Raw genomic sequence first — 22,535 nt, 5'->3', positions numbered from 1 at the left:
TACGCCGCCCTGTTCAGACTAGGGCGTCGACGCGGTTAGAATAGCCGCCACCTGACGCAAGATGCGACCTGCATATGACCGATCTGACGCTCTATCACAATCCCCGCTGCTCGAAATCCCGTGGCGCCCTGCAACTGCTCGAAGCGCGCGGCCTCGCGCCGACCATCGTGCGTTACCTGGAAACCCCGCCCAGCGCCGCCCAATTGAGCGACCTGCTCGGCAAACTGGGGATCGGCGCCCGGCAACTGCTGCGCAGCGGCGAAGACGAATACCGCACGCTGAACCTGGCCGACCCCGCCCTGAGCGAGGCGCAACTGATCGAGGCCATGGTTGCCCATCCGAAACTGATCGAGCGGCCGATCCTGATCGTCGGCAGCAAAGCGGTGATTGGCCGGCCACCGGAGAAAGTCCTGGAGCTCCTGCCGTGAGCGCCCCTTATATTCTGGTGCTGTATTACAGCCGCCACGGCGCCACTGCCGACATGGCCCGCCAGATCGCCCGCGGCGTGGAAATGGCCGGCCTGGAGGCGCGCCTACGCACGGTACCGGCCATCTCCAGCGAGTGCGAAGCGGTAGCCCCGCAGATTCCCGCCGAAGGCGCGCTGTACGTCAGCCTCGACGACCTGAAGAACTGCGCGGGCCTGGCCCTGGGCAGCCCGACCCGCTTCGGCAATATGGCGGCGCCGCTGAAGTACTTCCTCGACGGCACCAGCAGCCTATGGCTGAGCGGCGGTCTGGTCGGCAAACCGGCTGGCGTATTCACCTCCACCGCCAGCCTGCATGGTGGCCAGGAAACCACCCTGCTGTCGATGATGCTGCCACTGCTGCACCACGGCATGCTGATCACCGGCCTGCCCTACAGCGAGTCCGCGCTGCTGGAAACCCGCGGCGGCGGTACGCCTTACGGCCCCAGCCATCATGCTGGCGCCGACGGCAAGCGCGCCCTCGACGAACATGAAATCACCCTCTGCCGCGTACTCGGCCAGCGCCTGGCGCACACCGCACTTAAACTGGAGAGCATCCGTGGCTAAACTCCCCAAACCCCTGCCGTCGCTCGGCTGGCTGAAGCCGCGCATGGCCGTCAGCCGTGCCGTCAGCCTGGCAAGCTTCCTGGCCCTGACGGTGTTGCTGCTGGTGTGGAACCTGATGTTCGCCGACATACCGAGCAAACTGCTCTGGGTGATCCTGGCCTTCCAGTTGGCCCCTTTGCTGCTGCTCGCCCCCGGCCTGATCATCGGCAACGCCCGCGCCCACGCCTGGACCTGCTTCGTGGTCAACCTGTACTTCATCCAGGGAGTACTGGCCGCCTTCGATCCGTCCAAGGCGCTGTTTGGCTGGGTGCAAGCCCTGCTCAGCGTCAGCCTGTTCTGCGCCGCCCTGATGTACACCCGCTGGTGCTTCCAGTACGACCGCAAACTGGCTGGGGAAAATTGAGTTAGCAACGGCTGCAACAGGTGCTGCCCGACTCACCGGGCCACGCTCTTGGAGCGGGGTGGCGCCTGTCACGGATGTACCGGCGATATCAGTCCGATGGGTTAGCGGCAGCGACCAGGCAATCGATTATTACCAACCCAACGTCTCTTTGAGAAAGGGAATGGTCAGCTTGCGCTGGGCCTGCAGGGAGGCCTGATCCAGGCGCTCGAGCAACTCGAACAGCGCACTCATGCTGCGCTCGCCGCGGGTCAGGATAAAGCGGCCGACCTCATCGCTGAGGTGCAGGCCACGGCGCGAAGCGCGCAGCTGCAAGGCACGCAACTTGTCTTCATCGGACAGCGACTGCAACTGGAAAACCAGCGCCAGGGTCAGGCGCGACTGCAGGTCGGCCAGTTTGACTGGCAGCTCGCGCGGCGAACTGCTGGCCGCCAGGAGCAAACGTCGACCGCTATCGCGCAAGCGGTTGAACAGGTGGAACAATGCTTCTTCCCAATCGTTGCGCCCGGCCACGGCATCCAGGTCATCGAGACAGACCAGCTCGCACTGCTCCAGGTTATCCAGCATGGCCGGGCCGTACTCGACCAGCTCGGCCAGCGGCAGATACACCGCCGGCTCGCCGCGCTGCTCGAAACGCAGACAGGCCGCCTGCAGCAGATGACTACGACCCACCCCCGCGCCGCCCCAGAGGTAGATCAGGCTTTCCGCCCAGCCAGCCTCCGCCTCACACAGGCGCTCGACATAGCCAAGCGCCGCAGCATTGGCGCCGGGATAGTAGTTGGCAAAAGTGGCGTCATCACGCAGACGCACGCCCAAGGGCAGTTGAATGGGTCTCATGCAGGGCTGATCGGCTCGTCGGAAGCACTGGGGGGCTCCCCATAAAGATCCGAAAGTTTATATAAATCATGCGCATGGCGCACTAGAACCATGATCACTGCCGCCACCGGCAACGCCAGCAGCACACCCGTGAAACCGAATAGCTGGCCGCCGGCCATGATCGCGAAGATCACCGCCACCGGATGCAGGCCGATCCGATCACCGACCAGCCAGGGGGTCAGCAGCATGCCTTCGAGCATCTGGCCGACGGTGAAGACGGCGGCAATGGCCAGCAGCGGGTAGAAATCGCCGCCGAACTGAAACAGGCCGGCAGTCAGCGCCGCGCCGATCCCCACCACCACGCCCAGGTAAGGCACGATGCTGGCCAGGCCGGCCAGCAAACCGATCAACAGCCCCAGCTCCAGACCGATCAGCATCAGGCCGACGGCGTACATCACCCCCAGCGCCAGCATCACCAACAGCTGCCCGCGCAAGAAGGCACCGAGCACCTCGTGACATTCGCCGACCAGTTTCACCACCAGCCCTTCTTGGTTGCGGGGCAACAAGCCACGCAACCTCGCGACCATCAGGTCCCAATCGCGCATCAGGTAGAAGCTGACCACCGGGATCAGCAGCAGATTGACCAGCCAGGCCAGCAGGGCCAGGCCCGAGGCCGTGGCTTTTGACAGGAGCATGCCGAGAATGTCGGTGGTTTCGCCCAGGTGTTTGGAGAATGCCGCCTTGAGCTGATCGAAGCGCCAGAAACCGTCACTCAGCCCCAGTTTGGCCTGCACCCAAGGCAGCGCTTGATTCTGCGTCCAGTCGAGCATTTGCGGCGCCAGTTCGTAGAGGCGCATCAGCTGCTTGCCGAGCATCGGCACCAGCACCAGCAGCAAAATCGCCAGGATCAGGCTGAACAGGGCGAAGACCACGATCACGCCCCAGGTGCGCGAAAGCTTCCAGCGCTCGAGCCGATCGACCAGCGGATCACCCAGGTAAGCCAGCAGCACGCCGATCAGGAACGGCGAGAGAATCGGTTGCAGCAGGTACAGCAGCCAACCGAGCAGGAGCAGCCCAGCTATCCATAGCCAGCGACGTGAATCAATCATGCTCAACCCTCGATTGGTGCAACCAGACAATCTGCAGGCCCATGAATGAAAGCCTGACAGAGCAACGCACAAACTGGAGTGCCGCGCCGTATTGAGCGGCAGTTTTCAAACCACCGATGCGACAACCCGCGTTTCGGCGGTCCGCGTTCGGCGACCCGCGGCAGTCTACCAGCGAAAACGCAGCACATCGTCACGCCGTAGCACCTGAGGTGGAGGCTCGCCGGGCGGCGACTGCGGCGACTGGCTGGCATCGACCGGCAGCGCTTCGACCGCCACTTCCTGCAAATGCACCAGCGCCAGCTGCGCGCGCAACTGCTCGGCATTGGCATTGACGCGATAGATCAGGCGGTCACCCTCGACCTTGTGCAATTGCGCCGCCAGCGGCTCAAGAATGCGTTGCAGCTCGGCATAGCGTGCCAGATCGGCACCCTGCACTTCCAGGGTCAGGCTGGTCGCCGCGCCTGGGGCCACCACGTAGCGTTGTGCCAGCCGCTCGCTCACCAGCAACAGCACGGCATCGGCCAGTGCCGCTTGATCGGCGCCCTGGGCCTTGCCTTGCTCGCGCGTATCACCCAACCACAGACGCCATTGGGCCTGCCACTCACCGTTATCTTCACGCGCCTGCACGGCCAGCAGGGCATCGGCGGCATAGCGCTCGGAGGCAGTCCGCAGCGCCTCCGGTTCGACCGCCCCGAGGTTCTCGGGCGTCGCCAGCAACTGCTCGTTCAAGTCGGCAATCGGCAAGCGCAGCGGCAAACCACGGTGCTGCGCCGCCTGATGCAAGGGTACGGCGCTGCTCTGACCATCGCCGACCAGGTTCGAACCATCGCTGGCATCATTCAGCCACCAGGCCAGAATCGCCGGACGATTGGCACCCCACAGCGACAACCCGGCCTGACGCAGGCTGCGGTCGGTGCTGACAGAATCGAAATCAACCAGCAAGCTGTCTTCTTCGTAACCATACTGGCTGATGATCTGCTGCGGATCCTGGCGCAGTTCGGCCAGCGCCGGGTTGTTTACCGCCTCGCGGTCGCCGGTCAAACGCAGCACCAGGGTCTGCAGGGCGCGGCCCAGGGCCGCGTCACGCTCCTCCGGCTGCTGGCTGGCGACCGGCTCGCGGACCTGATACAGATCGCTCACCGTCGCCGCCTCGCTGGACAGGCTGAACAGTGGCAGGCAGCAAATCAACAGACGGGCGATCAGGCGCATGAATAGGTTCTCGACAGACGGAAGGCGGCGTACAAGCCATGGTACACGGCTTATACCTTAAACAGCCGCCCGCGCCCCGGCAACCACCACACGGCGCGGGTGGCCGCTGCCCGGCAAGCCTGATAAAATCGCGCGCCTTCGCAGACCGACCGCCGCAGCGCCGGTGCACATCCGAACTCCCCCTTAAAGGCCTGGATCTATGAGCAAGCAACCCTCCATCAGCTACAAGGACGCAGGTGTAGACATCGACGCAGGCGAAGCCCTGGTCGAGCGCATCAAAAGCGTGGCCAAACGCACTGCGCGTCCGGAAGTCATGGGTGGCCTGGGCGGCTTCGGCGCCCTTTGCGAGATCCCGGCCGGCTACAAGCAACCGGTGCTGGTGTCCGGCACCGACGGCGTCGGCACCAAACTGCGCCTGGCGCTGAACCTGAACCGGCACGACAGCATCGGCCAGGATCTGGTCGCCATGTGCGTCAACGACCTGGTGGTATGTGGCGCCGAGCCGCTGTTCTTCCTCGACTACTATGCCACCGGCAAGCTCAACGTCGACGTGGCCGCCACCGTGGTCACCGGCATCGGTGCCGGCTGCGAACTGGCCGGCTGCTCGCTGGTCGGTGGCGAAACCGCCGAAATGCCCGGCATGTACGAGGGCGAGGACTACGACCTGGCCGGCTTCTGCGTCGGTGTAGTGGAAAAAGCCGAGATCATCGACGGCTCCAGGGTCGCCAGCGGCGACGCCCTGATCGCCCTGCCGTCCTCCGGCCCGCACTCCAACGGCTACTCGCTGATCCGCAAGATCATCGAAGTCGCGGGCGCCGATATCGAAACCATCCAGCTCGACGGCACGCCGCTGACCGACCTGCTGATGGCCCCGACGCGCATCTACGTCAAACCGCTGCTCAAGCTGATCAAGGACACCGGCGCAGTCAAGGCCATGGCCCACATCACCGGCGGCGGCCTGCTCGACAACATCCCGCGCGTGCTGCCGGATGGCGCCCAGGCCGTGGTCGACGTGGCCAGCTGGACTCGCCCGGCGGTATTCGACTGGCTGCAAGAACAAGGCAACGTCGACGAAACCGAAATGCACCGCGTGCTCAACTGCGGCGTCGGCATGGTCATCTGCGTGGCCCAGGACCAGGTCGAACTCACCCTCAAGACCCTGCGTGATGCCGGCGAGCAGCCGTGGCTGATCGGCCAGATCGCCACCGCCGCCGCAGGCGCCGAGCGCGTCATCCTGAACAACCTGAAGCGCCATTGATGCCGACCGCCTGCAATGTAGTGGTGCTGATCTCCGGCTCCGGCAGCAACCTGCAGGCGCTGATCGACAGCAGCCAGGCGGGCGATAACCCGGTGCGCATCCGCGCGGTGCTCTCCAACCGCGCCGATGCCTATGGCCTGGAGCGCGCCAAGGCTGCCGGCATCGACACCTGCGTGCTCGACCACAAAGCCTTTGCCGGCCGTGAAGCCTTCGATGCGGCGCTGATCGAGGCTATCGACGCCTTCGAACCGCAACTGGTGGTACTGGCCGGCTTCATGCGCATCCTCAGCAGCGACTTCGTCCGCCACTACGCCGGACGCCTGCTCAACATCCACCCCTCGTTGCTGCCCAAATACAAGGGCCTGCATACCCACCAGCGGGCACTCGAGGCGGGCGACGGCGAGCATGGCTGCAGCGTGCACTTCGTCACCGAGGAACTCGACGGCGGCCCCCTGGTCGTACAGGCAGTGATCCCGGTACAGTCGCACGACTCGCTGGACAGCCTGGCGCAACGGGTGCACGAACAGGAACACCTGATCTACCCGTTGGCCGTGCGCTGGTTCGCCGAAGGTCGCTTGCGTCTGGATGCGCAAGGCGCAATGCTGGATGGCCAGCCACTGCCGAGCACCGGCCACCTGATCCGCACCTAGGAGATACCATGCGTCGCGCCTTACTGTTCGCCCTCGCCTTATTCAGCTTGCCGGCCCTGGCCAGCGAGCTGAAGCCGTTCTCCGCCAGCTATACCGCCGACTGGAAGCAACTGCCGGTCAGCGGCACCGCAGAACGCAGCCTGCAGGCCCTGGACAACGAGCGCTGGCAGCTCAACTTCGAAGCCTCCATGCTGGTCGCCAGCCTTAGCGAACAGAGCACCTTCCGCCTCGACAGCAACACCTTTCTGCCCCTGACCTATCGCTTCGAACGCAGCGGCCTGGGCAAAGGCAAGAAAATCGAGCACGACTTCGATTGGGCCGGCAAGCAAGTGACCGGCAACGACCGTGGCGACCCGGTGAGCTTTCCGCTCAATCGTGGTTTGCAGGACAAATCGACCTATCAACTGGTGCTGCAATACGACGTTGCCGCTGGCAAGAAAAGCATGAGCTACCAGGTGATCGACGGCGACGAAATCGAAACCTACGATTTCCGCGTCCTCGGCGAAGAAGTCGTGCGCACCAAAGCCGGCCAGATCGACGCGATCAAGGTCGAGCGCGTGCGCGACCCGACGCAAAGCAGCCGTAAAACCGTGCTCTGGTTCGCCAAGGACTGGAGCTATTTGCTGGTTCGCCTGCATCAGGTGGAAAAGGACGGCAAGGAATACCAGATCATGCTCAAGGACGGCACGGTCGACGGCAAGCCGGTCGAAGGCCGCCGCGACTGATTTCCAGACACTGGAAACAGAGAGGCCGGGCGATGCCCGGCTTTTTCATGAGTAGGAGCGGGCCATGCCCGCGATGCTTTTGGCAGGCATGCTCTATTGCGTGCAGCCATGCAACTGGACGCCCCGCCCTCCTACCAAACACCCGAGGACCGTAGCCCGGATGCAATCCGGGGCAATAGCGGTTGCACAGGAAGCTCCCGAATCGCATCCGGGCATCGACTCGACGCAAGGAGGGTGTGCCGTGCGCACTGCCGGTAGAAGACGCTTAGGGTGCGCACGGCCTAGGCGGCCCCGCGCACCCTATGGCAGCATGGCCCTTACCACATCAGATCATCCGGCACCTGGTAGGCGGCGTACGGATCGTCGGCATCCGGGGCTTCGGTCGGGGTATTGAGCATGACCACGCGCTGCGGGTCGCGCTCCTGAATCTTCAGCGCCGCTTCGCGCGGGATCACTTCATAACCGCCGCCACTGCGCACGATGGCCAGCGAGCCGCTGCTGAGCTTGTCGCGCATCAGCTTGTTCACCGACAGGCGCTTGACCTTCTTGTCGTCGACGAAATTGTAATAATCCTCGGTGGTCAGCTTGGGCAACCGGGACACTTCGATCAGTTGCTTGATCTGCGCGGCACGGGCCTTCTGCTCGATCTTTTCCTGCTGCTGCCGGTTCAGCTCCTGATCGCGCGCGGCCTTCTCGGCCATGGCCTGCTGGGCGGCGAGCTTTTGCGACTGGTCCTTCTCGACCTGGCCCTTGTGCTCCAGGCGCTGCTGCTTCTGTTTTTCCTTGCTGACCTGCTTGGCCTGCTTTTCGTTGACCAGCCCGGCTTTGAGCAACTGATCGCGTAGTGAGATCGCCATAACCTACCTTTCCGAACAATAAATAGTGGATGAAACCAGTCCCGCGAAATCAGCAATCCGGTGTTTGCTGCTGTTCCAGCTTCTTGGCTTCGCCCCAGAGCACATCCAATTCTTCCAGGTCGCAATCTTCCATGGCCCGCCCGGCTTCGCGCAATGCCTGTTCGATAAAACGAAAGCGCTGCTCGAACTTGCCATTGGCGGCACGCAGTGCCGACTCCGGGTCGACCTTGAGGTGGCGGGCGAGATTGGTCACCACGAACAGCAGGTCACCGACCTCCTCGGCGATCGCCTGCGGATCATTCTCGCTCATGGCCTCGAGCACTTCATCCAGCTCCTCGCGCACCTTGTCCACCACTGGCAAGGCCGCGGGCCAGTCGAAACCGACCTGGGCGGCGCGCTTCTGCAATTTGACCGCGCGACTCAGGGCCGGCAAGGCATTGGGCACATCCTCTAGCAACGACAACTGCTCAGGCGTGGCGGCCTTCTCGGCGCGTTCCTCGGCCTTGAGCTCTTCCCAACGCTGCCTGACTGCCGCCTCTTCGAGCCTGGCCACGTCCGGCGTGCCATACAGGTCGCCGTCGACGAACACGTGAGGATGGCGGCGCAGCAGCTTGCGGGTGATGCCGTCGACCACCTCGACAAACTCGAAGCGCCCCTCCTCCTTGGCCAGCTGGCTGTAATACACCACCTGGAACAGCAGGTCGCCCAACTCCCCCGGCAGGTGCTCGAAGTCGCCGCGCTCGATGGCGTCGGCCACCTCGTAGGCCTCTTCGATGGTGTAGGGCACGATGCTCGCGTAGGACTGCTTCAAGTCCCACGGGCAGCCATGCTGCGGGTCGCGCAGACGGGCCATCAGGTGCAGCAGGTCGTCGAGTTGGTACATGGCAAGTTCCGATTCAGTCGCAGGGGATGACGTTTCGTCCAACCTGCGCGGCTATAGCAATCGATCCTGAGCGTCGCGAGCGAAGGTCAGACAAGGCGAAGGGGAAGCGAAAAAGCGGAGTTGGCTTTTGCCAATGAGCATTTTTCACTTCCCCTTCAACGCAGTATCACCGAGCGCAGCAGCTCAGGAGGCGCGGTGGCGGCGGGCCTCGATAATATTGGGCAACTGCGAGATGCGCCCGAGCAAGCGCCCCAGGGCATCCAGCCCGGGGATCTCGACGGTGATCGACATCGACGCGGTGTTGTCTTCCTTGTTCGAGTGGGTATTGACCGCCAGCACGTTGAGTTTTTCGTTGAGCAGCACCTGGGTCACGTCACGCAGCAGGCCGGAACGGTCGTAGGCGCGGATGATGATGTCGACCGGGTAGGTCTGCACCGGCACCGGCCCCCAATTGACCTGGATGATCCGCTCCGGCTCGCGGCCACCGAGTTGCAGCACCGAGGCGCAATCCTGGCGGTGGATACTGACGCCGCGCCCCAGGGTGATGTAGCCAACGATCGGATCACCCGGCAGCGGTTTGCAGCACCCGGCCATCTGCGTCAGCAGGTTGCCGACCCCCTGGATCTGGATATCGCCGCGCTTGCCCGGCTTGAAGCCCGAGGCCTTGCGCGGGATCAGTTCGAGCTGCTCGTTGCCACGCTCCGGCTCGACCAGCTGCTGCGCCAGGTTGACCAAGTGGGCCAGACGCAGGTCGCCGGCACCGAGGCTGGCGAACAGGTCTTCGGCATTTTTCAGGTTGGCCTTCTCGGCCAGCTTCTCGAAATCCACATGGGGCAGCGCCAGACGCGCCAACTCGCGCTCGAGCAGCGCCTTGCCGGCGGCGACGTTCTGGTCGCGGTCCTGCAACTTGAACCAGTGGACGATCTTCGCCCGCGCCCGCGAGGTGGTGACATAACCCAGGTTGGAATTCAGCCAGTCACGGCTTGGCGTGCCGTGCTTGCTGGTGATGATTTCCACCTGCTCACCGGTTTGCAGGCTGTAGCTGAGCGGCACGATGCGCCCGTTGATCTTGGCGCCACGGCAGTTGTGGCCGATCTCGGTGTGCACCCGGTAGGCAAAGTCCAGCGGCGTGGCGCCTTTCGGCAGGTCGATGGCATGACCGTCCGGGGTGAACACATAGACCCGGTCCGGTTCGATATCGACGCGCAACTGCTCGGCCAGCCCACCGATATCGCCCAGTTCCTCGTGCCATTCGAGCACCTGACGCAGCCAGGAAATCTTCTCTTCGTAATGGTTGGAGCCGGACTTGACGTCGGTACCCTTATAGCGCCAGTGCGCGCAGACGCCCAGTTCGGCCTCCTCGTGCATGGTCTGGGTGCGGATCTGCACCTCCAGCACCTTGCCTTCCGGGCCGAGCACCGCGGTGTGCAGCGAGCGGTAGCCGTTTTCCTTGGGGTTGGCGATGTAGTCGTCGAACTCCTTGGGAATGTGCCGCCACAGGGTGTGCACGATGCCGAGGGCGGTGTAGCAGTCGCGCACCTCCGGCACCAGCACGCGCACCGCACGCACGTCATAGATCTGGCTGAACTGCAGGCCCTTTTTCTGCATCTTGCGCCAGATCGAATAGATGTGCTTGGCCCGCCCGCTGATATCGGCCTTGACCCCGGTGGCTTCCAGCTCCAGGCGCAGGTGGCTCATCACATCATTGATGTACTGCTCGCGATCCAGCCGGCGCTCGTGCAGCAGCTTGGCGATCTGCTTGTACTGCTCGGGCTCCAAGTAGCGGAAGGACAGGTCCTCCAGCTCCCACTTGATATGGCCGATACCCAGACGGTGCGCCAGGGGGGCATAGATGTCGAAGACCTCGCGGGCCACCCGCTGCCGTTTTGCGTCGTCGGCATGCTTGACCGCGCGGATCGCACAGGTGCGCTCGGCCAGCTTGATCAAGGCGACGCGCACGTCATCGACCATGGCCACCAGCATCTTGCGCAGGTTTTCCACCTGGGCCTGGGAGCCGAGCACCAGGGAGTCGCGCGGATTGAGGCTGGCGCTGATCGCCGCCATGCGCAGCACGCCATCGACCAGCTTGGTTACCACCGGGCCAAAGCGTTGCTCCACCGCAGCCAGGGTCACCTTGCCCTCGCGTACGCCACGGTAGATGACCGCGGCGACCAGCGAGTCCTGGTCGAGTTTGAGGTCGGCGAGAATCTCGGCGATCTCCAGGCCGGCGCGGAAGCTGGAAGCCCCTTCCGACCACAGATTCTGCGCTGCGTTGGCCTGCTGCTCGGCCTCGCGGGCGAACTCGCAGGCGTCGAGCAAGGCATCGTGCTCCAGCGCCGGGTCGACGCTGAGTACATGGGCCAACCAGGCCTCTAGGTTGATGCTGCCGTCATCGTTGATCGGCTGGTGCGCTCTAACCTGAACCATCTTGCTTACCTTCCCTAGGGTGCGCGCCACGCACACCGGACAGTCGCCGGACTTCTTCGGCCCGGTCGGTTTAACCACTTAAGGCACACTCCTTGTGCACCCCTGCACAGCGTAGATAAGGGCTGCTGGCAACAAAACCAAGCGACTTGGTTCACCGTTCGCCTCTAGCTACACGTTTTCAATCTATGGCCTGACAAACAACGCCATGGCCTCGACATGCGCCGTTTGCGGAAACATATCGAGGATGCCGGCCTTTTCCAGCCGATAACCTTGCGCCAGCAACTCGGCAGTGTCACGCGCCAACGTGGTCGGGTTGCACGACACGTAGACCAGCCGCTTGGCGCCGAGACCGCCGACCTGCCTGACCACCTGCAACGCGCCGTCACGCGGCGGGTCGAGCAGCACGGCGGCAAAACCGCCTTGCGCCCAGCCGCTCTCGACCAGCGGATTCGACAGGTCGGCCTGGAAAAAGTGCAGGTTGTCGATGCCGTTGCTCGCCGCATTCTGCGCCGCCCGCTCGACCATCGCCTGCACCCCTTCGACCGCCACCACTTCACGGGTCAGACGCGCCAGCGGCAAGGCGAAATTACCCAGACCGCAGAACAGATCCAAGACCCGCTCATCCGCCTGCGGCGCCAGCCAGTCCAGCGCCTGGGCGACCATCGCCTCGTTCACCAGGGCATTGACCTGGACAAAATCGCCCGGCCGATAGGCCAGTTGCAGATCCCAGCGCTGCAGGCGGTAACCCAGGCTCTGCTCGGGCTCGAACGGCTGCGGCGCGCCGATGCCATGCAGCCAGAGTTGCCCGTCATGGGCCAGGCAGAACGCCTGCAAGCGAGCCAGATCGGCCTCGCCCAAGGCCGAGGTGTGACGCACCAATACAGCGCTGGCGCTGCCATGAAACAGTTCGACATGACCGATGGCCTGGGGGTTTTCCAGCGCCCGCAAGACCGCCGGCAATTCGCGCAGGATCGGCTGCAAGGGCTGTACCAGAACCGGGCAATCGACGATGGCGACGATGTCCTGGCTGGCCGCGGCGCGAAAGCCGACGTCCAGGCGCTTGTGTTTGACGTCCCAGCGCACGGCGATGCGTGCGCGGCGCCGGTAGCCGAACTCCGGTCCGACCAACGGTTGCGCCCACTCATCCGGTTGCACGTTGGCCAGGCGGCTGAACTGCTCGCCGAGCATGCGCTGCTTGAGGGCCAACTGATCGGCATGGCTCATGTGCTGGACGCTGCAGCCGCCGCAGGTACGCGCATGGGCGCAGGGCTCCAGCCGGCGCGCGGGGCTGGCAGTGATAATCCGCTCGCTGCGGGCCTCGACCACCTGACTGCGCGCACCCAGCACCCGGGCTTCGACCTGCTCGCCGGGCAAGGCGCCGCTGACGAACCAGGTGCGCCCCAGGGCAAAGGCAATGCCGCGACCATCGTTGGCCAGGCGTTCGATGCTGAGCTGCTGCTTCTTGCCCAGCGGAATTTGCGTCGCGCGCACGCCGCCACTGGGCTGGAAGCGCAAACCGCTGGCTTTCTTGGCCATCAGAGCTCCGGCGTGTCGTACACGCCCGTCGACAGGTAACGGTCGCCGCGATCGCAGATGATCGCCACCATCACCGCATTTTCCACTTCAGCCGACAGCCGCAGCATCGCCGCCACCGCCCCGCCGGAGGACACCCCGCAGAAGATGCCCTCTTCACGCGCCAGACGCCGCATCACATCCTCGGCTTCGCGCTGGGCCATGTCGATAATCCGGTCGACGCGACTGGCCTGGTAGATCTTCGGCAGATACTCCTCGGGCCAGCGGCGGATACCGGGAATGGTCGCGCCTTCCATCGGCTGCAAGCCGACGATCTGCACCTGCGGGTTCTGTTCCTTGAGGTAGCGCGAGACCCCCATGATAGTCCCGGTGGTGCCCATGGAACTGATGAAGTGGGTGATCTGGCCCTGGGTCTGGCGCCAGATTTCCGGGCCGGTGCCCAGGTAGTGGGCCTCGGGGTTGTCGCCATTGGCGAACTGATCGAGCACCTTGCCGCGGCCACCGCGCTCCAGGCTGTCGGCCAGGTCGCGGGCACCTTCCATGCCCTCCTCGCGCGACACCAGCACCAGCTCGGCACCGTAGGCGGTCATCGCCGCCTTGCGCTCGGCGGTGGAGTTGTCCGGCATGATCAGGATCATCTTGTAACCCTTGATCGCGGCGGCCATCGCCAGGGCAATACCGGTGTTGCCGGAGGTGGCCTCGATCAGGGTATCGCCGGGGCGGATATCGCCGCGCAACTCGGCACGGGTAATCATCGACAGCGCCGGCCGGTCCTTCACCGAGCCAGCCGGATTGTTACCTTCCAGCTTCAACAGCAGGGTATTGGAGGTATTGCCGGGCAGGCGCTGCAAACGCACCAGCGGCGTGTTGCCGACGCAATCGGCGATAGTAGGGTAGTGCAAGGTCATGGCGTCGATCGGGTCCAGATGGCCGGAAGGGTCCCTATGATAGCGGCAAACGGGCAGCGGCCATAACCGGCGATGGCGCGCCTTGTTGCAGCATGCTGCCAGGGCGACGCCACTGTTGTTCCGTCAAGCCCAGCCGCTACACTGCCAGCTTGAGTTCAGCCAACAGGCAACGAGGAAGGACGTCCGTGTTCAAGGATCTAGGCATAAAAGGCCGCGTGCTCATGCTCACCCTGCTGCCCACCAGCCTGTTGGCGCTGGTGCTGGGTGGCTACTTCATCTGGGCGCAACTGTCCGACCTGCAGGCACAACTGCTGCAACGCGGGCAGATGATCGCCGAACAACTGGCGCCGCTGGCTGCCCCCGCCCTGCAGCGCCATGACGCGGCCCTGCTGCAACGCATTGCCACGCAGACGCTCGAGCAGCCCGACGTAAGAGCCGTCAGCTTCCTCGGTGCCGAACGCGAGCGTCTGGCCCATGCCGGCCCGGGCATGCTCGATCAGCCACCCAGCGATGACCCGAGCCAGGCGGGACGACGCAGCAGCCAGGATGCCACGCGCTTTCTCCTGCCGGTGCTGGCACAACAGCTGAGCCTCACCGGCGAGCCGCTGACCCAGCCCGACAGCAACCTGCTCGGCTGGGTCGAACTCGAGCTGTCCCACCAGGGCACCCTGCTCAAGGGCTACCGCAGCCTGCTGGCCAGCCTGCTGCTGATCGGCACCGGCCTGATCGTCACCGCCCTGCTCGCCCTGCGCATGAGCCGCAGCATCAACGGGCCCCTGCGGCAGATCAAATACAGCGTCGCCCAGCTCAAGGATGGCCACCTGCATACCCGCCTGCCGCCGCTCGGCAGCCATGAACTGGACGAGCTGGCCTCGGGCATCAACCGCATGGCCGAATCCCTGCTCAACGCCCAGGAGGAGTTGCAACACAGCGTTGACCAGGCCACCGAAGACGTACGGCAGAATCTGGAGACCATCGAGATCCAGAATATCGAACTGGACTTCGCCCGCCGGGAAGCCCTGGAGGCCAGCCGGATCAAATCCGAATTCCTCGCCAACATGAGCCACGAAATCCGCACCCCGCTCAACGGCATTCTCGGCTTCACCAACCTGCTGCAGAAAAGCGAGCTGACCCCACGCCAGCAGGATTACCTGGGCACCATCGAGAAATCCGCCGACAGCCTGCTGGGGATCATCAACGAGGTGCTCGACTTCTCCAAGATCGAGGCCGGCAAGCTGATCCTGGAAAGCATTCCCTTCAACCTGCGCGACCTGCTGCAAGACACCCTGACCATCCTCGCCCCGGTCGCCCATGAAAAGCGCCTGGAGCTGCTCAGCCTGGTCTACCGCGACACGCCGCTGACCCTGGTGGGCGATCCGCTGCGGCTCAAGCAGATACTGACCAACCTGGTCAGCAACGCGATCAAGTTCACCCGTGAAGGCAGCATCGTCATGCGCGCCATGCTCGAGGATGAGAGCGCCGACCGCGCCCAACTGCGCATCAGCGTGCGCGACACCGGTATCGGCCTGTCCAACGAAGACCTGCGCGCACTGTTCCAGGCCTTCAGCCAGGCCGATAACTCGCTGTCGCGCCAGGCCGGCGGCACCGGCCTGGGCCTGGTGATCTCCAAGCGCCTGATCGAGCAAATGGGTGGCGAGATCGGCGTCGACAGCACGCCTGGCGAGGGTTCCGAATTCTGGATCAGCCTGAGCCTGCCGAAAGCCCGGGATGACGCCGAAGACCTGCCCCGCCCACCTCTACTCGGGCGCCGTGCGGCCATCCTGGAAAGTCATGAGCTGTCACGCCAGGCCTTGCAACATCAACTGGAAGACTGCGGCTTGCTGGTCAGCACCTTCGACAATCTCGACAACCTGCTCGAAGCGGTCGCCAGCGCACACCACAGCAGCCAACCGCTGGGCATCGCCGTGCTCGGCGTCAGCGCCCAGTACCTGCCGCCGGAACGCCTTGGCCAGCGTATCTGGGATCTCGAGCGCCTCGCCTGCAAGACCGTGGTGCTCTGCCCGACCACCGAACAGGCGCTCTATCACGAAGTCCTGCCCGACGCGCACAACCAACTGCAGGCCAAACCGGCCTGCACACGCAAACTGCAACGCGCGCTGGCCGAACTGGTCAGCCCACGGCAAGCGCGCACGGAAGCCAGCCCGCCCGCGCCGAGCCGGCCGCCGCGCGTGCTCTGCGTCGATGACAATCCGGCCAATCTGCTGCTGGTGCAAACCCTGCTGGACGACATGGGCGCTCAGGTCAGCACGGCCAGCAGCGGCTACGAAGCCCTGGAAAAAGCCCAGCAGGAATGCTTCGACCTGATCCTCATGGACGTACAGATGCCCGGCATGGACGGCCGCCAGACCACCGAAGCGATTCGCCAGCATGAGAGCGAACACGGCCAGCCCCCCACCCCCATAGTCGCGCTGACTGCCCACGCCCTGGCCAACGAGAAACGCGCCCTGCTGCAAAGCGGCCTGGATGATTACCTGACCAAGCCCATCAGCGAACGACAACTGGCCCAGGTGGTACTCAAATGGACCGGCCTGGCGCTGCGCAATCAAGGCCCCGAGCAACCCGGCGAAAGCGCCAGCGCAGGCCGCGGCCTGCACGTCCTGGACAGCGAAGAAGGCCTGCGCCTGGCCGCCGGCAAAGCCGACCTGGCCGCCGACATGCTGAGCATGTTGCTGGCCGGCCTGCCCGCCGATCGCCAGGCCATCCGCCAGGCCCGCGAGGCGGGCGAGCGCAACGCCCTGATCGAACGTGTGCACCGCCTGCACGGCGCCACCCGCTATTGTGGCGTGCCGCAACTGCGGGCCGCCTGTCAGCGCAGCGAAACCCTGCTGAAACAGAATGACCCCGCCGCGCCAGCCGCGCTGGACCTGCTCGACGCGGCGATCGAACGACTGGCCAAAGAGGCGCAGATCAACGCCTAGCGCCAGTGCACAGGGGCGACACACATCCGGCGGGCTGTCGCGTGATAGCATTTGCGCTGACTTGGAGGAACCATGGCCGAACACGATTTCCGCTACAACCTGCTCAACCCCGAACACACCCTGATCGAATGCCGCGCCCTGGCACCGGGCCGCTACCAGGTGACCGGCAACGGCGGCTCGATGCGCAGCGGGGACAGCCTGCTGGTGACCCTCAAAGGCAGCCGCGAGCTGAGCATGCGCCTTGAGGTCGAGAAGGTGCGCCACCTGATCAACCCTCCAGGGCAATGGGTTGCAGTCGCCAAAGGCCCGATCTTTGGCGAATTGGCGATCTTCAATTGGCAGGTCAAATGCGACGGCTGCGCCGCCCAACTCGACTTCGAGTTTGCCGTCGATGCCGCGCTGGGCAAGAAAGCCCAGGCGCCTGCCGCCGAAGCCCGGATCAACCAACTGGGCTGGCGCAGCCAGAACGGCCAGCACCTGTGCCCGAAGTGCCGAAAGGAAGCCGCATGAAGCGCACCCTCGGCGTCGGCCTGCTGAGCGCCAGCCTGCTCGGCTGCGCCAGCGCACCATTGCAACTCGAGACCGAACGCAGCTATCAGGTGGAATGGATTGGCGAACGCCCGCTGATCGACCGCAGCCACCTGACCATCACCCTCGGCGCGGACGGTCGCGCCTACGGCAATGCCGGTTGCAATCACTGGTTCGCCAGTTACACCCTGGCGGGCGAACAACTCAGCTTCGGCGCCGCCGGCAGCACCCGGAAAATGTGCGCGCCGGCGCTGATGGAGCAGGAAGCACGTTTCCTCGACAGCCTGGGCAAGGTGCAACGCTGGGATGTCTCGCCGATCGAGCAGCTGCGCCTGTGGCCGGCAAAAGGCAAGCCGCTGCGCGTGTGGCCGGAACAAGGCTGAGAATTACCGCGCAAACAACTCCAACTGCTCATGCCGCCCGCGCAAGTCGTGCAGGCGCACGCCGACGCCCAATAAACGCACCGGCTTGTTGCCGCGGGTGAAGGCGGCACTGAGCAGCAGCTTGTAACTGTCCAGATCACGACCCGCACCGGCCTGCTCCAGGGTGGTCTGGGTGAAGTCGTGGAACTTGATCTTGACGAAGGGCTTGTCCGGCCGATAACTCGCATCCAGCCGCGTCATGCGCCGCGCCAGCTCGTCGAGCAACTGCGGCAGTTGCGCCAGACAGGCCGGCAGATCCGGCAGATCCTGGTCGTAGGTGGTTTCCACGCTGACCGACTGGCGCCTGCTGTCGGTCTGTACCGGCCGCTCGTCGATACCGCGGGCCAGCCCCCAGAGGCGCTCGCCGAAGCTGCCGAACTCTTTCGCCAGGTTCAGCTTTTGCCATTCGCGCAGGTCAGCGCAGGTGCGGATGCCGCGCCGCGCCAGCTTGTCGGCGGTCACCTTGCCGACCCCGTGCAACTTACTCACCGGCAAGACCGCGACAAACGCCTCGACCTGATCCGGAGTGATCACGAACAAGCCGTTGGGCTTCTTCCAGTCGCTGGCGATCTTGGCCAGGAACTTGTTCGGCGCCACCCCCGCCGAGACGGTGATATGCAGCTCCTGCGAGACCCGCCGCCGAATGTCCTGGGCGATCCGCGTGGCGCTGCCGGCAAAGTGCGGGCTGTCCGACACATCCAGATAGGCCTCATCCAGCGACAACGGCTCGATCAACTCGGTGTACTCACGGAAGATCGCCTGGATCTCGCGCGACACCGCCTTGTAGGCATCCATCCGCGGCTTGACGATCAACAGGTCCGGGCACAGCTTCAGCGCATGCCCGGAGGCCATCGCCGAGCGCACTCCGTAGGCACGGGCCTCGTAATTGCAGGTAGCGATCACCCCGCGCCGGTCCGCCGCGCCCCCCACCGCCAGCGGCTTGCCGGCCAGGCTCGGATCGTCACGCATCTCGATGGCGGCATAGAAGCAGTCGCAATCGACGTGGATGATTTTTCTGAGGCTCATATTCCGCTGTCGTTAACTACGGCGCCGCCGTCTCGGCCGCTGGCGCAGGCTCGACCGCCTCGGACTCGGAGTCAGGCTTGTTCATATACGCCTGAATCACCAGGATCACGATCAGCATGAAGGCCGCCAGCGGCAGCAGCTTGGTCTTCTTCGGCGCAAGCGGCGGCACTTCGGCGCCGCAGGCCGGGCAGCTCGTTGCCTGACTCGGTAGCGGCGCACCGCAGGCTTTGCATTCAAGTCCCATCATCATTCTCCAACTGAATAGCCGCCGACTCTAGCCCAACAGCGGGTTGCTGGGCTATGCCAGCGATGATCGGCCGGCGCAGAACGCCACCTAACAGGCCTGCCCCGACACCCCGCTCGCCCAGCCTTGTCCCTCGCCAAACCCAAGCCAGCCGGGCCTGACGCCTGACTCAAGCTCCCGACACAACGCTAAGCACCTGAACCAACAACAGTTTTTCCCTAGACAAGAGTTGACAGACGGTTTTTTGGCGATAGAATTGGCGCCGCGGGATGGAGCAGTCTGGTAGCTCGTCGGGCTCATAACCCGAAGGTCGTAGGTTCAAATCCTGCTCCCGCAACCAGTTTTCCGAAAAGGCCACTCAATCGAGTGGCCTTTTTCGTTTGCGCCTTCCAAACCTACTTAAGCAATTGATTGAAAAGCAGAAATCAGTTGACAAGCACGCCCATGCGGATAGAATTGGCGGCGCGGGATGGAGCAGTCTGGTAGCTCGTCGGGCTCATAACCCGAAGGTCGTAGGTTCAAATCCTGCTCCCGCAACCAGTTTCCGGAAAGGCCACTCAATCGAGTGGCCTTTTTCGTTTGCGCGCCCGCAACGATCATTAACGCAATTGATTGAAAAACAGAAATCGATTGACAAGAACACCCGTTCGGATAGAATTGCCGGCGCGGGATGGAGCAGTCTGGTAGCTCGTCGGGCTCATAACCCGAAGGTCGTAGGTTCAAATCCTGCTCCCGCAACCAGATACTCAAAAAGGCCACTCAATCGAGTGGCCTTTTTGCTTTCCGCCGTTCGGCTTTCCAGGCGCGAACATCGTTCCCGCTCAGCAAAGCTTAAGCTTCATATGCCTATGCTTGCGCTGTTCAAACCAAACGGCAGCGGAGCCGCATCACCATGTCCTGGAAAAATACCGACACGCGTTATGGCAATCTATCGATCACCCTGCACTGGCTGATGCTGGCGCTGATCGCAGGCGTGTACGCCTGCATCGAACTCAAGGGCAACTTCCCCAAAGGCAGTGAAACTCGCGACCTGCTCAAACAGTGGCACTTCATGCTCGGCATGGCGGTATTCGCGCTGGTCTGGCTGCGCCTGCTGGCTCGCTTCGTTGCCCCGACACCGAAGATCAAGCCCGCCCTGCCCGCCTGGCAAACCTTGCCCGCGCAGATAATGCATCTGGCGCTCTACGCCCTGATGATCGGCGCACCACTGGCCGGATGGTTGATCCTCAGCGCGGCCGGCAAGCCCATCCCGTTTTTCGGTCTCGAACTGCCGGCGCTGGTCGAGAAAACTCCCGAGCTCGCTGCCAGCATAAAGGAATGGCACGAATGGGCCGGGGTCGCCGGCTACTGGCTGATTGGCCTGCACGCCGTCGCCGGCCTGCTCCACCACTTCATAAGCCGCGACAATACCTTGCTGCGCATTCTGCCGCGTCGGGCCTGATCGCCGACACGCAGGGCCGAAGAACGGCGGGCGGTCCGGGCGGCGAGCCGTTCGGAGCGTAGCGACAGCCCGCCAGTTTTGCGCTCAACCGATGAACCACGGTGCACTGCCTGCGGCGAGTGCCAGCCTACGGGTCGCGGATTGCTCGAGGTAATTTGGTCGGCGCGAAGGGTGCCTACAGGCGAGAGTCGTTTCACAGCCCCTCAAGTGCTGGTCAATCCGGCAATCCACCGCTAGAATTGCGCACTTTTTGATCAGAGGCGCCTCCAGCGCCCATCCTTCAAAGCCTGAGGTTCGCCGCATGTCCACCCCCGCCACGCCGAAAGTCGGATTCGTAAGCCTCGGTTGCCCGAAGGCCCTGGTCGATTCCGAACGCATCCTCACGCAACTGCGCATGGAAGGTTACGAAGTCGTATCGACTTACCAGGACGCCGACGTGGTGGTGGTCAACACCTGTGGCTTTATTGACAGCGCCAAGGCCGAATCCCTCGAAGTAATCGGCGAGGCCCTGGCCGAAAACGGCAAGGTCATCGTCACCGGCTGCATGGGCGTGGAAGAGGGTGCGATCCGCAACGTGCACCCCAGCGTGCTGTCGGTTACCGGCCCGCAGCAGTACGAGCAGGTGCTCAACGCCGTGCATGAGGTGGTGCCGCCGAACAAGGAACACAACCCCCTGATCGACCTGGTGCCGCCACAGGGCATCAAACTGACCCCGCGCCACTACGCCTACCTGAAGATTTCCGAAGGCTGCAACCACAGCTGCAGCTTCTGCATCATCCCCTCGATGCGCGGCAAGCTGGTCAGCCGCCCGGTCGGCGAAGTGCTCAACGAAGCCGAGCGCCTGGTCAAGGCCGGGGTCAAGGAACTGCTGGTGATCAGCCAGGACACCAGCGCCTACGGCGTCGACCTGAAGTACAAGACCGACTTCTGGAACGGCCAGCCGGTGAAAACCCGCATGACCGAGCTGTGCGAAGCACTGTCGAGCATGGGCATCTGGGTGCGCCTGCACTACGTCTACCCCTACCCGCACGTCGACGAGCTGATTCCGCTGATGGCCGCCGGCAAACTGCTGCCGTACCTGGACATCCCCTTCCAGCATGCCAGCCCGAAAGTGCTCAAGGCCATGAAGCGCCCAGCCTTCGAAGACAAGACCCTGGCGCGGATCAAGAACTGGCGCGAAATCTGCCCGGAACTGACCATCCGCTCGACCTTCATCGTCGGCTTCCCCGGCGAAACCGAAGAAGACTTCCAGTACCTGATCGACTGGCTGAGCGAAGCCCAGCTCGACCGCGTCGGTTGCTTCCAGTACTCACCAGTAGAAGGCGCATCGGCCAACCTGCTGGATAATCATGTGCCAGATGAGATCAAGCAGGATCGCTGGGACCGCTTCATGGCCCATCAGCAGGCGATCAGCGCCGCCCGCCTGCAGCTGAAGGTCGGCAAGGAACTGGAAGTGCTGATCGACGAAGTCGACGACCAGGGCGCCGTGGCGCGCTGCTACGCCGACGCCCCGGAAATCGACGGCAGCGTGTTTATCGCCAGCACCGAGGTCAAACCCGGCGACAAGGTACGGGTGCGCATCGTCGACGCCGACGAATACGACCTGTGGGCCGAGCTGGTCTAAGAGGCTGTGAAAATACTGCGGCCGCCTCCAGACGCTCGATATTTTCACAACCTCTGAACCGCCGCGCCCCTCACCCGAGGGGTGCGCGCCGCTGTTCTAAACTGCTAATAAACCCCGCAACCAAGCCAGCCCCATGGCCAGACTCAAGGTCTATTACGACGGCGCCTGTCCGCGCTGCGTGGCTGACCGGCGCCGTTATGAAAAACTGCGCACGCGCAGCGACGACAGCGTGGAGTGGGTGGACATCAGCGGCAAGGAAGAGCAGTTGCGTGCCGCCGGCATCGACCCGTACCTGGCACTGACCGAACTGCATGTCGAAGATGCTCAAGGCCGCATCCACCGCGAACTGGATGCCTACATCCTGCTGATGTCGCGCACCCCGACCCTGCGTCCGCTGGCCTGGCTGCTCGGCCTGCCCGGTCTCAAACCCCTGTTTTCCTGGGGCTACCGCCACTGGGTGCTACGTCGCCTGCGCCGTGAAGGCCGGCTATAGAAGTGCACCGAGC

General features: G+C 63.9%; 22 protein-coding genes and 3 tRNA genes. 15 read left to right on the top strand and 10 right to left on the bottom strand.

Features of this window, described 5'->3' with window-relative positions; all coding sequences use genetic code 11:
- Positions 1-74 precede the first annotated feature (74 nt).
- From arsC to G9C89_RS06960, 3 genes are read left to right on the top strand one after another with little or no spacing between them, the layout of a single operon-like run.
- On the top strand, positions 75-428 hold the full coding sequence (arsC, locus tag G9C89_RS06970) for an arsenate reductase (glutaredoxin) (protein WP_172146696.1): 354 nt from the start codon (positions 75-77) through the stop codon (positions 426-428).
- Positions 425-1,030, top strand: a complete 606-nt coding sequence (gene wrbA / locus G9C89_RS06965; RefSeq protein ID WP_172146694.1) for an NAD(P)H:quinone oxidoreductase — start codon at positions 425-427, stop codon at positions 1,028-1,030. Before arsC ends, wrbA begins: the two co-directional genes overlap by 4 nt.
- Positions 1,023-1,433, top strand: a complete 411-nt coding sequence (locus G9C89_RS06960; RefSeq protein WP_172146692.1) for a DUF2069 domain-containing protein — start codon at positions 1,023-1,025, stop codon at positions 1,431-1,433. The genes wrbA and G9C89_RS06960 overlap by 8 nt, the downstream gene beginning before the upstream one ends.
- Before the next feature lie 129 nt (positions 1,434-1,562).
- Here G9C89_RS06960 and hda read toward each other — a convergent pair whose 3' ends face one another.
- The 3 genes from hda to G9C89_RS06945 form a co-directional block, all read right to left on the bottom strand.
- Positions 1,563-2,267, bottom strand: a complete 705-nt coding sequence (gene hda / locus G9C89_RS06955) for a DnaA regulatory inactivator Hda (protein ID WP_172146690.1) — start codon at positions 2,265-2,267, stop codon at positions 1,563-1,565.
- Positions 2,264-3,355 (bottom strand): AI-2E family transporter, encoded by a 1,092-nt coding sequence (locus tag G9C89_RS06950; RefSeq protein WP_172146688.1) that lies wholly within the window; start codon positions 3,353-3,355, stop codon positions 2,264-2,266. Before G9C89_RS06950 ends, hda begins: the two co-directional genes overlap by 4 nt.
- A gap of 165 nt (positions 3,356-3,520) precedes the next feature.
- On the bottom strand, positions 3,521-4,564 hold the full coding sequence (locus G9C89_RS06945; protein WP_172146686.1) for a DUF2066 domain-containing protein: 1,044 nt from the start codon (positions 4,562-4,564) through the stop codon (positions 3,521-3,523).
- 199 nt (positions 4,565-4,763) lie between these two features.
- On the opposite strand from G9C89_RS06945, the gene purM reads away from it, so the two are divergent.
- The 3 genes from purM to G9C89_RS06930 are packed head-to-tail and all read left to right on the top strand — an operon-like array spanning position 4,764 to position 7,197.
- Entirely contained in the window at positions 4,764-5,822 is a 1,059-nt protein-coding gene (gene purM / locus G9C89_RS06940) for a phosphoribosylformylglycinamidine cyclo-ligase (RefSeq protein WP_172146684.1), read from the top strand.
- Positions 5,822-6,472, top strand: a complete 651-nt coding sequence (purN, locus tag G9C89_RS06935) for a phosphoribosylglycinamide formyltransferase (RefSeq protein ID WP_172146681.1) — start codon at positions 5,822-5,824, stop codon at positions 6,470-6,472. The genes purM and purN overlap by 1 nt, the downstream gene beginning before the upstream one ends.
- Before the next feature lie 8 nt (positions 6,473-6,480).
- The gene (locus tag G9C89_RS06930; protein ID WP_172146678.1) at positions 6,481-7,197 is read left to right on the top strand and encodes a DUF3108 domain-containing protein; all 717 of its coding nucleotides are present in this window, start codon (positions 6,481-6,483) and stop codon (positions 7,195-7,197) included.
- 317 nt (positions 7,198-7,514) lie between these two features.
- On the opposite strand, the gene G9C89_RS06925 is transcribed toward G9C89_RS06930, so the two are convergent.
- The 5 genes from G9C89_RS06925 to cysM all read right to left on the bottom strand — a co-directional run bounded on the left by G9C89_RS06925 (position 7,515) and on the right by cysM (position 13,805).
- Complete coding sequence (locus G9C89_RS06925; protein WP_172146675.1) at positions 7,515-8,054, bottom strand: DUF2058 domain-containing protein; 540 nt, start codon at positions 8,052-8,054, stop codon at positions 7,515-7,517.
- A 49-nt stretch (positions 8,055-8,103) separates the two neighbouring features.
- Positions 8,104-8,937, bottom strand: coding sequence for a nucleoside triphosphate pyrophosphohydrolase (mazG, locus tag G9C89_RS06920; RefSeq protein ID WP_172146672.1), 834 nt, complete (start codon positions 8,935-8,937; stop codon positions 8,104-8,106).
- Positions 8,938-9,120: 183 nt separating this feature from the next.
- Positions 9,121-11,364: a GTP diphosphokinase gene (gene relA, locus G9C89_RS06915; protein WP_172146669.1), complete on the bottom strand. Its 2,244-nt coding sequence runs from the start codon at positions 11,362-11,364 to the stop codon at positions 9,121-9,123.
- A gap of 183 nt (positions 11,365-11,547) precedes the next feature.
- The gene (gene rlmD, locus G9C89_RS06910; protein ID WP_172146666.1) at positions 11,548-12,900 is read right to left on the bottom strand and encodes a 23S rRNA (uracil(1939)-C(5))-methyltransferase RlmD; all 1,353 of its coding nucleotides are present in this window, start codon (positions 12,898-12,900) and stop codon (positions 11,548-11,550) included.
- Positions 12,900-13,805, bottom strand: coding sequence for a cysteine synthase CysM (gene cysM / locus G9C89_RS06905; RefSeq protein WP_172146649.1), 906 nt, complete (start codon positions 13,803-13,805; stop codon positions 12,900-12,902). Before cysM ends, rlmD begins: the two co-directional genes overlap by 1 nt.
- 185 nt (positions 13,806-13,990) lie before the next feature.
- Between cysM and G9C89_RS06900 the strand changes: the two genes are divergently transcribed.
- The 3 genes from G9C89_RS06900 to G9C89_RS06890 all read left to right on the top strand — a co-directional run bounded on the left by G9C89_RS06900 (position 13,991) and on the right by G9C89_RS06890 (position 17,655).
- Positions 13,991-16,744, top strand: a complete 2,754-nt coding sequence (locus G9C89_RS06900) for a response regulator (RefSeq protein ID WP_172146647.1) — start codon at positions 13,991-13,993, stop codon at positions 16,742-16,744.
- A gap of 72 nt (positions 16,745-16,816) precedes the next feature.
- On the top strand, positions 16,817-17,254 hold the full coding sequence (locus tag G9C89_RS06895) for a hypothetical protein (protein ID WP_172146645.1): 438 nt from the start codon (positions 16,817-16,819) through the stop codon (positions 17,252-17,254).
- A complete protein-coding gene (locus tag G9C89_RS06890) occupies positions 17,251-17,655 on the top strand; it encodes an META domain-containing protein (RefSeq protein WP_172146643.1) in 405 nt (134 codons plus the stop codon). The genes G9C89_RS06895 and G9C89_RS06890 overlap by 4 nt, the downstream gene beginning before the upstream one ends.
- 3 nt (positions 17,656-17,658) lie before the next feature.
- On the opposite strand, the gene dinB is transcribed toward G9C89_RS06890, so the two are convergent.
- Positions 17,659-18,720, bottom strand: a complete 1,062-nt coding sequence (gene dinB, locus G9C89_RS06885; protein WP_172146641.1) for a DNA polymerase IV — start codon at positions 18,718-18,720, stop codon at positions 17,659-17,661.
- Positions 18,721-18,736: 16 nt separating this feature from the next.
- Positions 18,737-18,964, bottom strand: coding sequence for a zinc ribbon domain-containing protein (locus G9C89_RS06880; RefSeq protein ID WP_172146621.1), 228 nt, complete (start codon positions 18,962-18,964; stop codon positions 18,737-18,739).
- A 263-nt stretch (positions 18,965-19,227) separates the two neighbouring features.
- On the opposite strand from G9C89_RS06880, the gene G9C89_RS06875 reads away from it, so the two are divergent.
- From G9C89_RS06875 to G9C89_RS06850, 6 genes are all read left to right on the top strand, one after another.
- Positions 19,228-19,304 (top strand) — tRNA-Met (locus tag G9C89_RS06875).
- A 123-nt stretch (positions 19,305-19,427) separates the two neighbouring features.
- A tRNA-Met gene (locus G9C89_RS06870) sits at positions 19,428-19,504 on the top strand.
- Positions 19,505-19,628: 124 nt separating this feature from the next.
- A tRNA-Met gene (locus G9C89_RS06865) sits at positions 19,629-19,705 on the top strand.
- A 151-nt stretch (positions 19,706-19,856) separates the two neighbouring features.
- Entirely contained in the window at positions 19,857-20,405 is a 549-nt protein-coding gene (locus G9C89_RS06860; RefSeq protein WP_172146619.1) for a cytochrome b, read from the top strand.
- 301 nt (positions 20,406-20,706) lie between these two features.
- The gene (gene rimO / locus G9C89_RS06855; RefSeq protein ID WP_172146617.1) at positions 20,707-22,029 is read left to right on the top strand and encodes a 30S ribosomal protein S12 methylthiotransferase RimO; all 1,323 of its coding nucleotides are present in this window, start codon (positions 20,707-20,709) and stop codon (positions 22,027-22,029) included.
- Between the two features lie 133 nt (positions 22,030-22,162).
- The gene (locus G9C89_RS06850) at positions 22,163-22,522 is read left to right on the top strand and encodes a thiol-disulfide oxidoreductase DCC family protein (protein WP_172146615.1); all 360 of its coding nucleotides are present in this window, start codon (positions 22,163-22,165) and stop codon (positions 22,520-22,522) included.
- Positions 22,523-22,535 lie beyond the last annotated feature (13 nt).

This window comes from Pseudomonas tumuqii (assembly GCF_013184545.1).
GTDB lineage: Bacteria > Pseudomonadota > Gammaproteobacteria > Pseudomonadales > Pseudomonadaceae > Aquipseudomonas > Aquipseudomonas tumuqii.
The sequence above is the reverse complement of the archived record's forward strand: the minus strand, read 5'-3'. Positions and strand labels throughout refer to the sequence as shown.

What these genes read in the sequence shown, in the direction of transcription:
- arsC (WP_172146696.1), top strand. Translation starts at nt 75, where the DNA reads ATGACCGATCTGACGCTCTATCACAATCCCCGCTGCTCGAAATCCCGT.
- hda (WP_172146690.1), bottom strand. Translation starts at nt 2,267, where the DNA reads ATGAGACCCATTCAACTGCCCTTGGGCGTGCGTCTGCGTGATGACGCC.
- G9C89_RS06950 (WP_172146688.1), bottom strand. Translation starts at nt 3,355, where the DNA reads ATGATTGATTCACGTCGCTGGCTATGGATAGCTGGGCTGCTCCTGCTC.
- G9C89_RS06945 (WP_172146686.1), bottom strand. Translation starts at nt 4,564, where the DNA reads ATGCGCCTGATCGCCCGTCTGTTGATTTGCTGCCTGCCACTGTTCAGC.
- purM (WP_172146684.1), top strand. Translation starts at nt 4,764, where the DNA reads ATGAGCAAGCAACCCTCCATCAGCTACAAGGACGCAGGTGTAGACATC.
- purN (WP_172146681.1), top strand. Translation starts at nt 5,822, where the DNA reads ATGCCGACCGCCTGCAATGTAGTGGTGCTGATCTCCGGCTCCGGCAGC.
- G9C89_RS06930 (WP_172146678.1), top strand. Translation starts at nt 6,481, where the DNA reads ATGCGTCGCGCCTTACTGTTCGCCCTCGCCTTATTCAGCTTGCCGGCC.
- G9C89_RS06925 (WP_172146675.1), bottom strand. Translation starts at nt 8,054, where the DNA reads ATGGCGATCTCACTACGCGATCAGTTGCTCAAAGCCGGGCTGGTCAAC.
- mazG (WP_172146672.1), bottom strand. Translation starts at nt 8,937, where the DNA reads ATGTACCAACTCGACGACCTGCTGCACCTGATGGCCCGTCTGCGCGAC.
- relA (WP_172146669.1), bottom strand. Translation starts at nt 11,364, where the DNA reads ATGGTTCAGGTTAGAGCGCACCAGCCGATCAACGATGACGGCAGCATC.
- rlmD (WP_172146666.1), bottom strand. Translation starts at nt 12,900, where the DNA reads ATGGCCAAGAAAGCCAGCGGTTTGCGCTTCCAGCCCAGTGGCGGCGTG.
- cysM (WP_172146649.1), bottom strand. Translation starts at nt 13,805, where the DNA reads ATGACCTTGCACTACCCTACTATCGCCGATTGCGTCGGCAACACGCCG.
- G9C89_RS06895 (WP_172146645.1), top strand. Translation starts at nt 16,817, where the DNA reads ATGGCCGAACACGATTTCCGCTACAACCTGCTCAACCCCGAACACACC.
- G9C89_RS06890 (WP_172146643.1), top strand. Translation starts at nt 17,251, where the DNA reads ATGAAGCGCACCCTCGGCGTCGGCCTGCTGAGCGCCAGCCTGCTCGGC.
- dinB (WP_172146641.1), bottom strand. Translation starts at nt 18,720, where the DNA reads ATGAGCCTCAGAAAAATCATCCACGTCGATTGCGACTGCTTCTATGCC.
- G9C89_RS06880 (WP_172146621.1), bottom strand. Translation starts at nt 18,964, where the DNA reads ATGGGACTTGAATGCAAAGCCTGCGGTGCGCCGCTACCGAGTCAGGCA.
- G9C89_RS06860 (WP_172146619.1), top strand. Translation starts at nt 19,857, where the DNA reads ATGTCCTGGAAAAATACCGACACGCGTTATGGCAATCTATCGATCACC.
- rimO (WP_172146617.1), top strand. Translation starts at nt 20,707, where the DNA reads ATGTCCACCCCCGCCACGCCGAAAGTCGGATTCGTAAGCCTCGGTTGC.
- G9C89_RS06850 (WP_172146615.1), top strand. Translation starts at nt 22,163, where the DNA reads ATGGCCAGACTCAAGGTCTATTACGACGGCGCCTGTCCGCGCTGCGTG.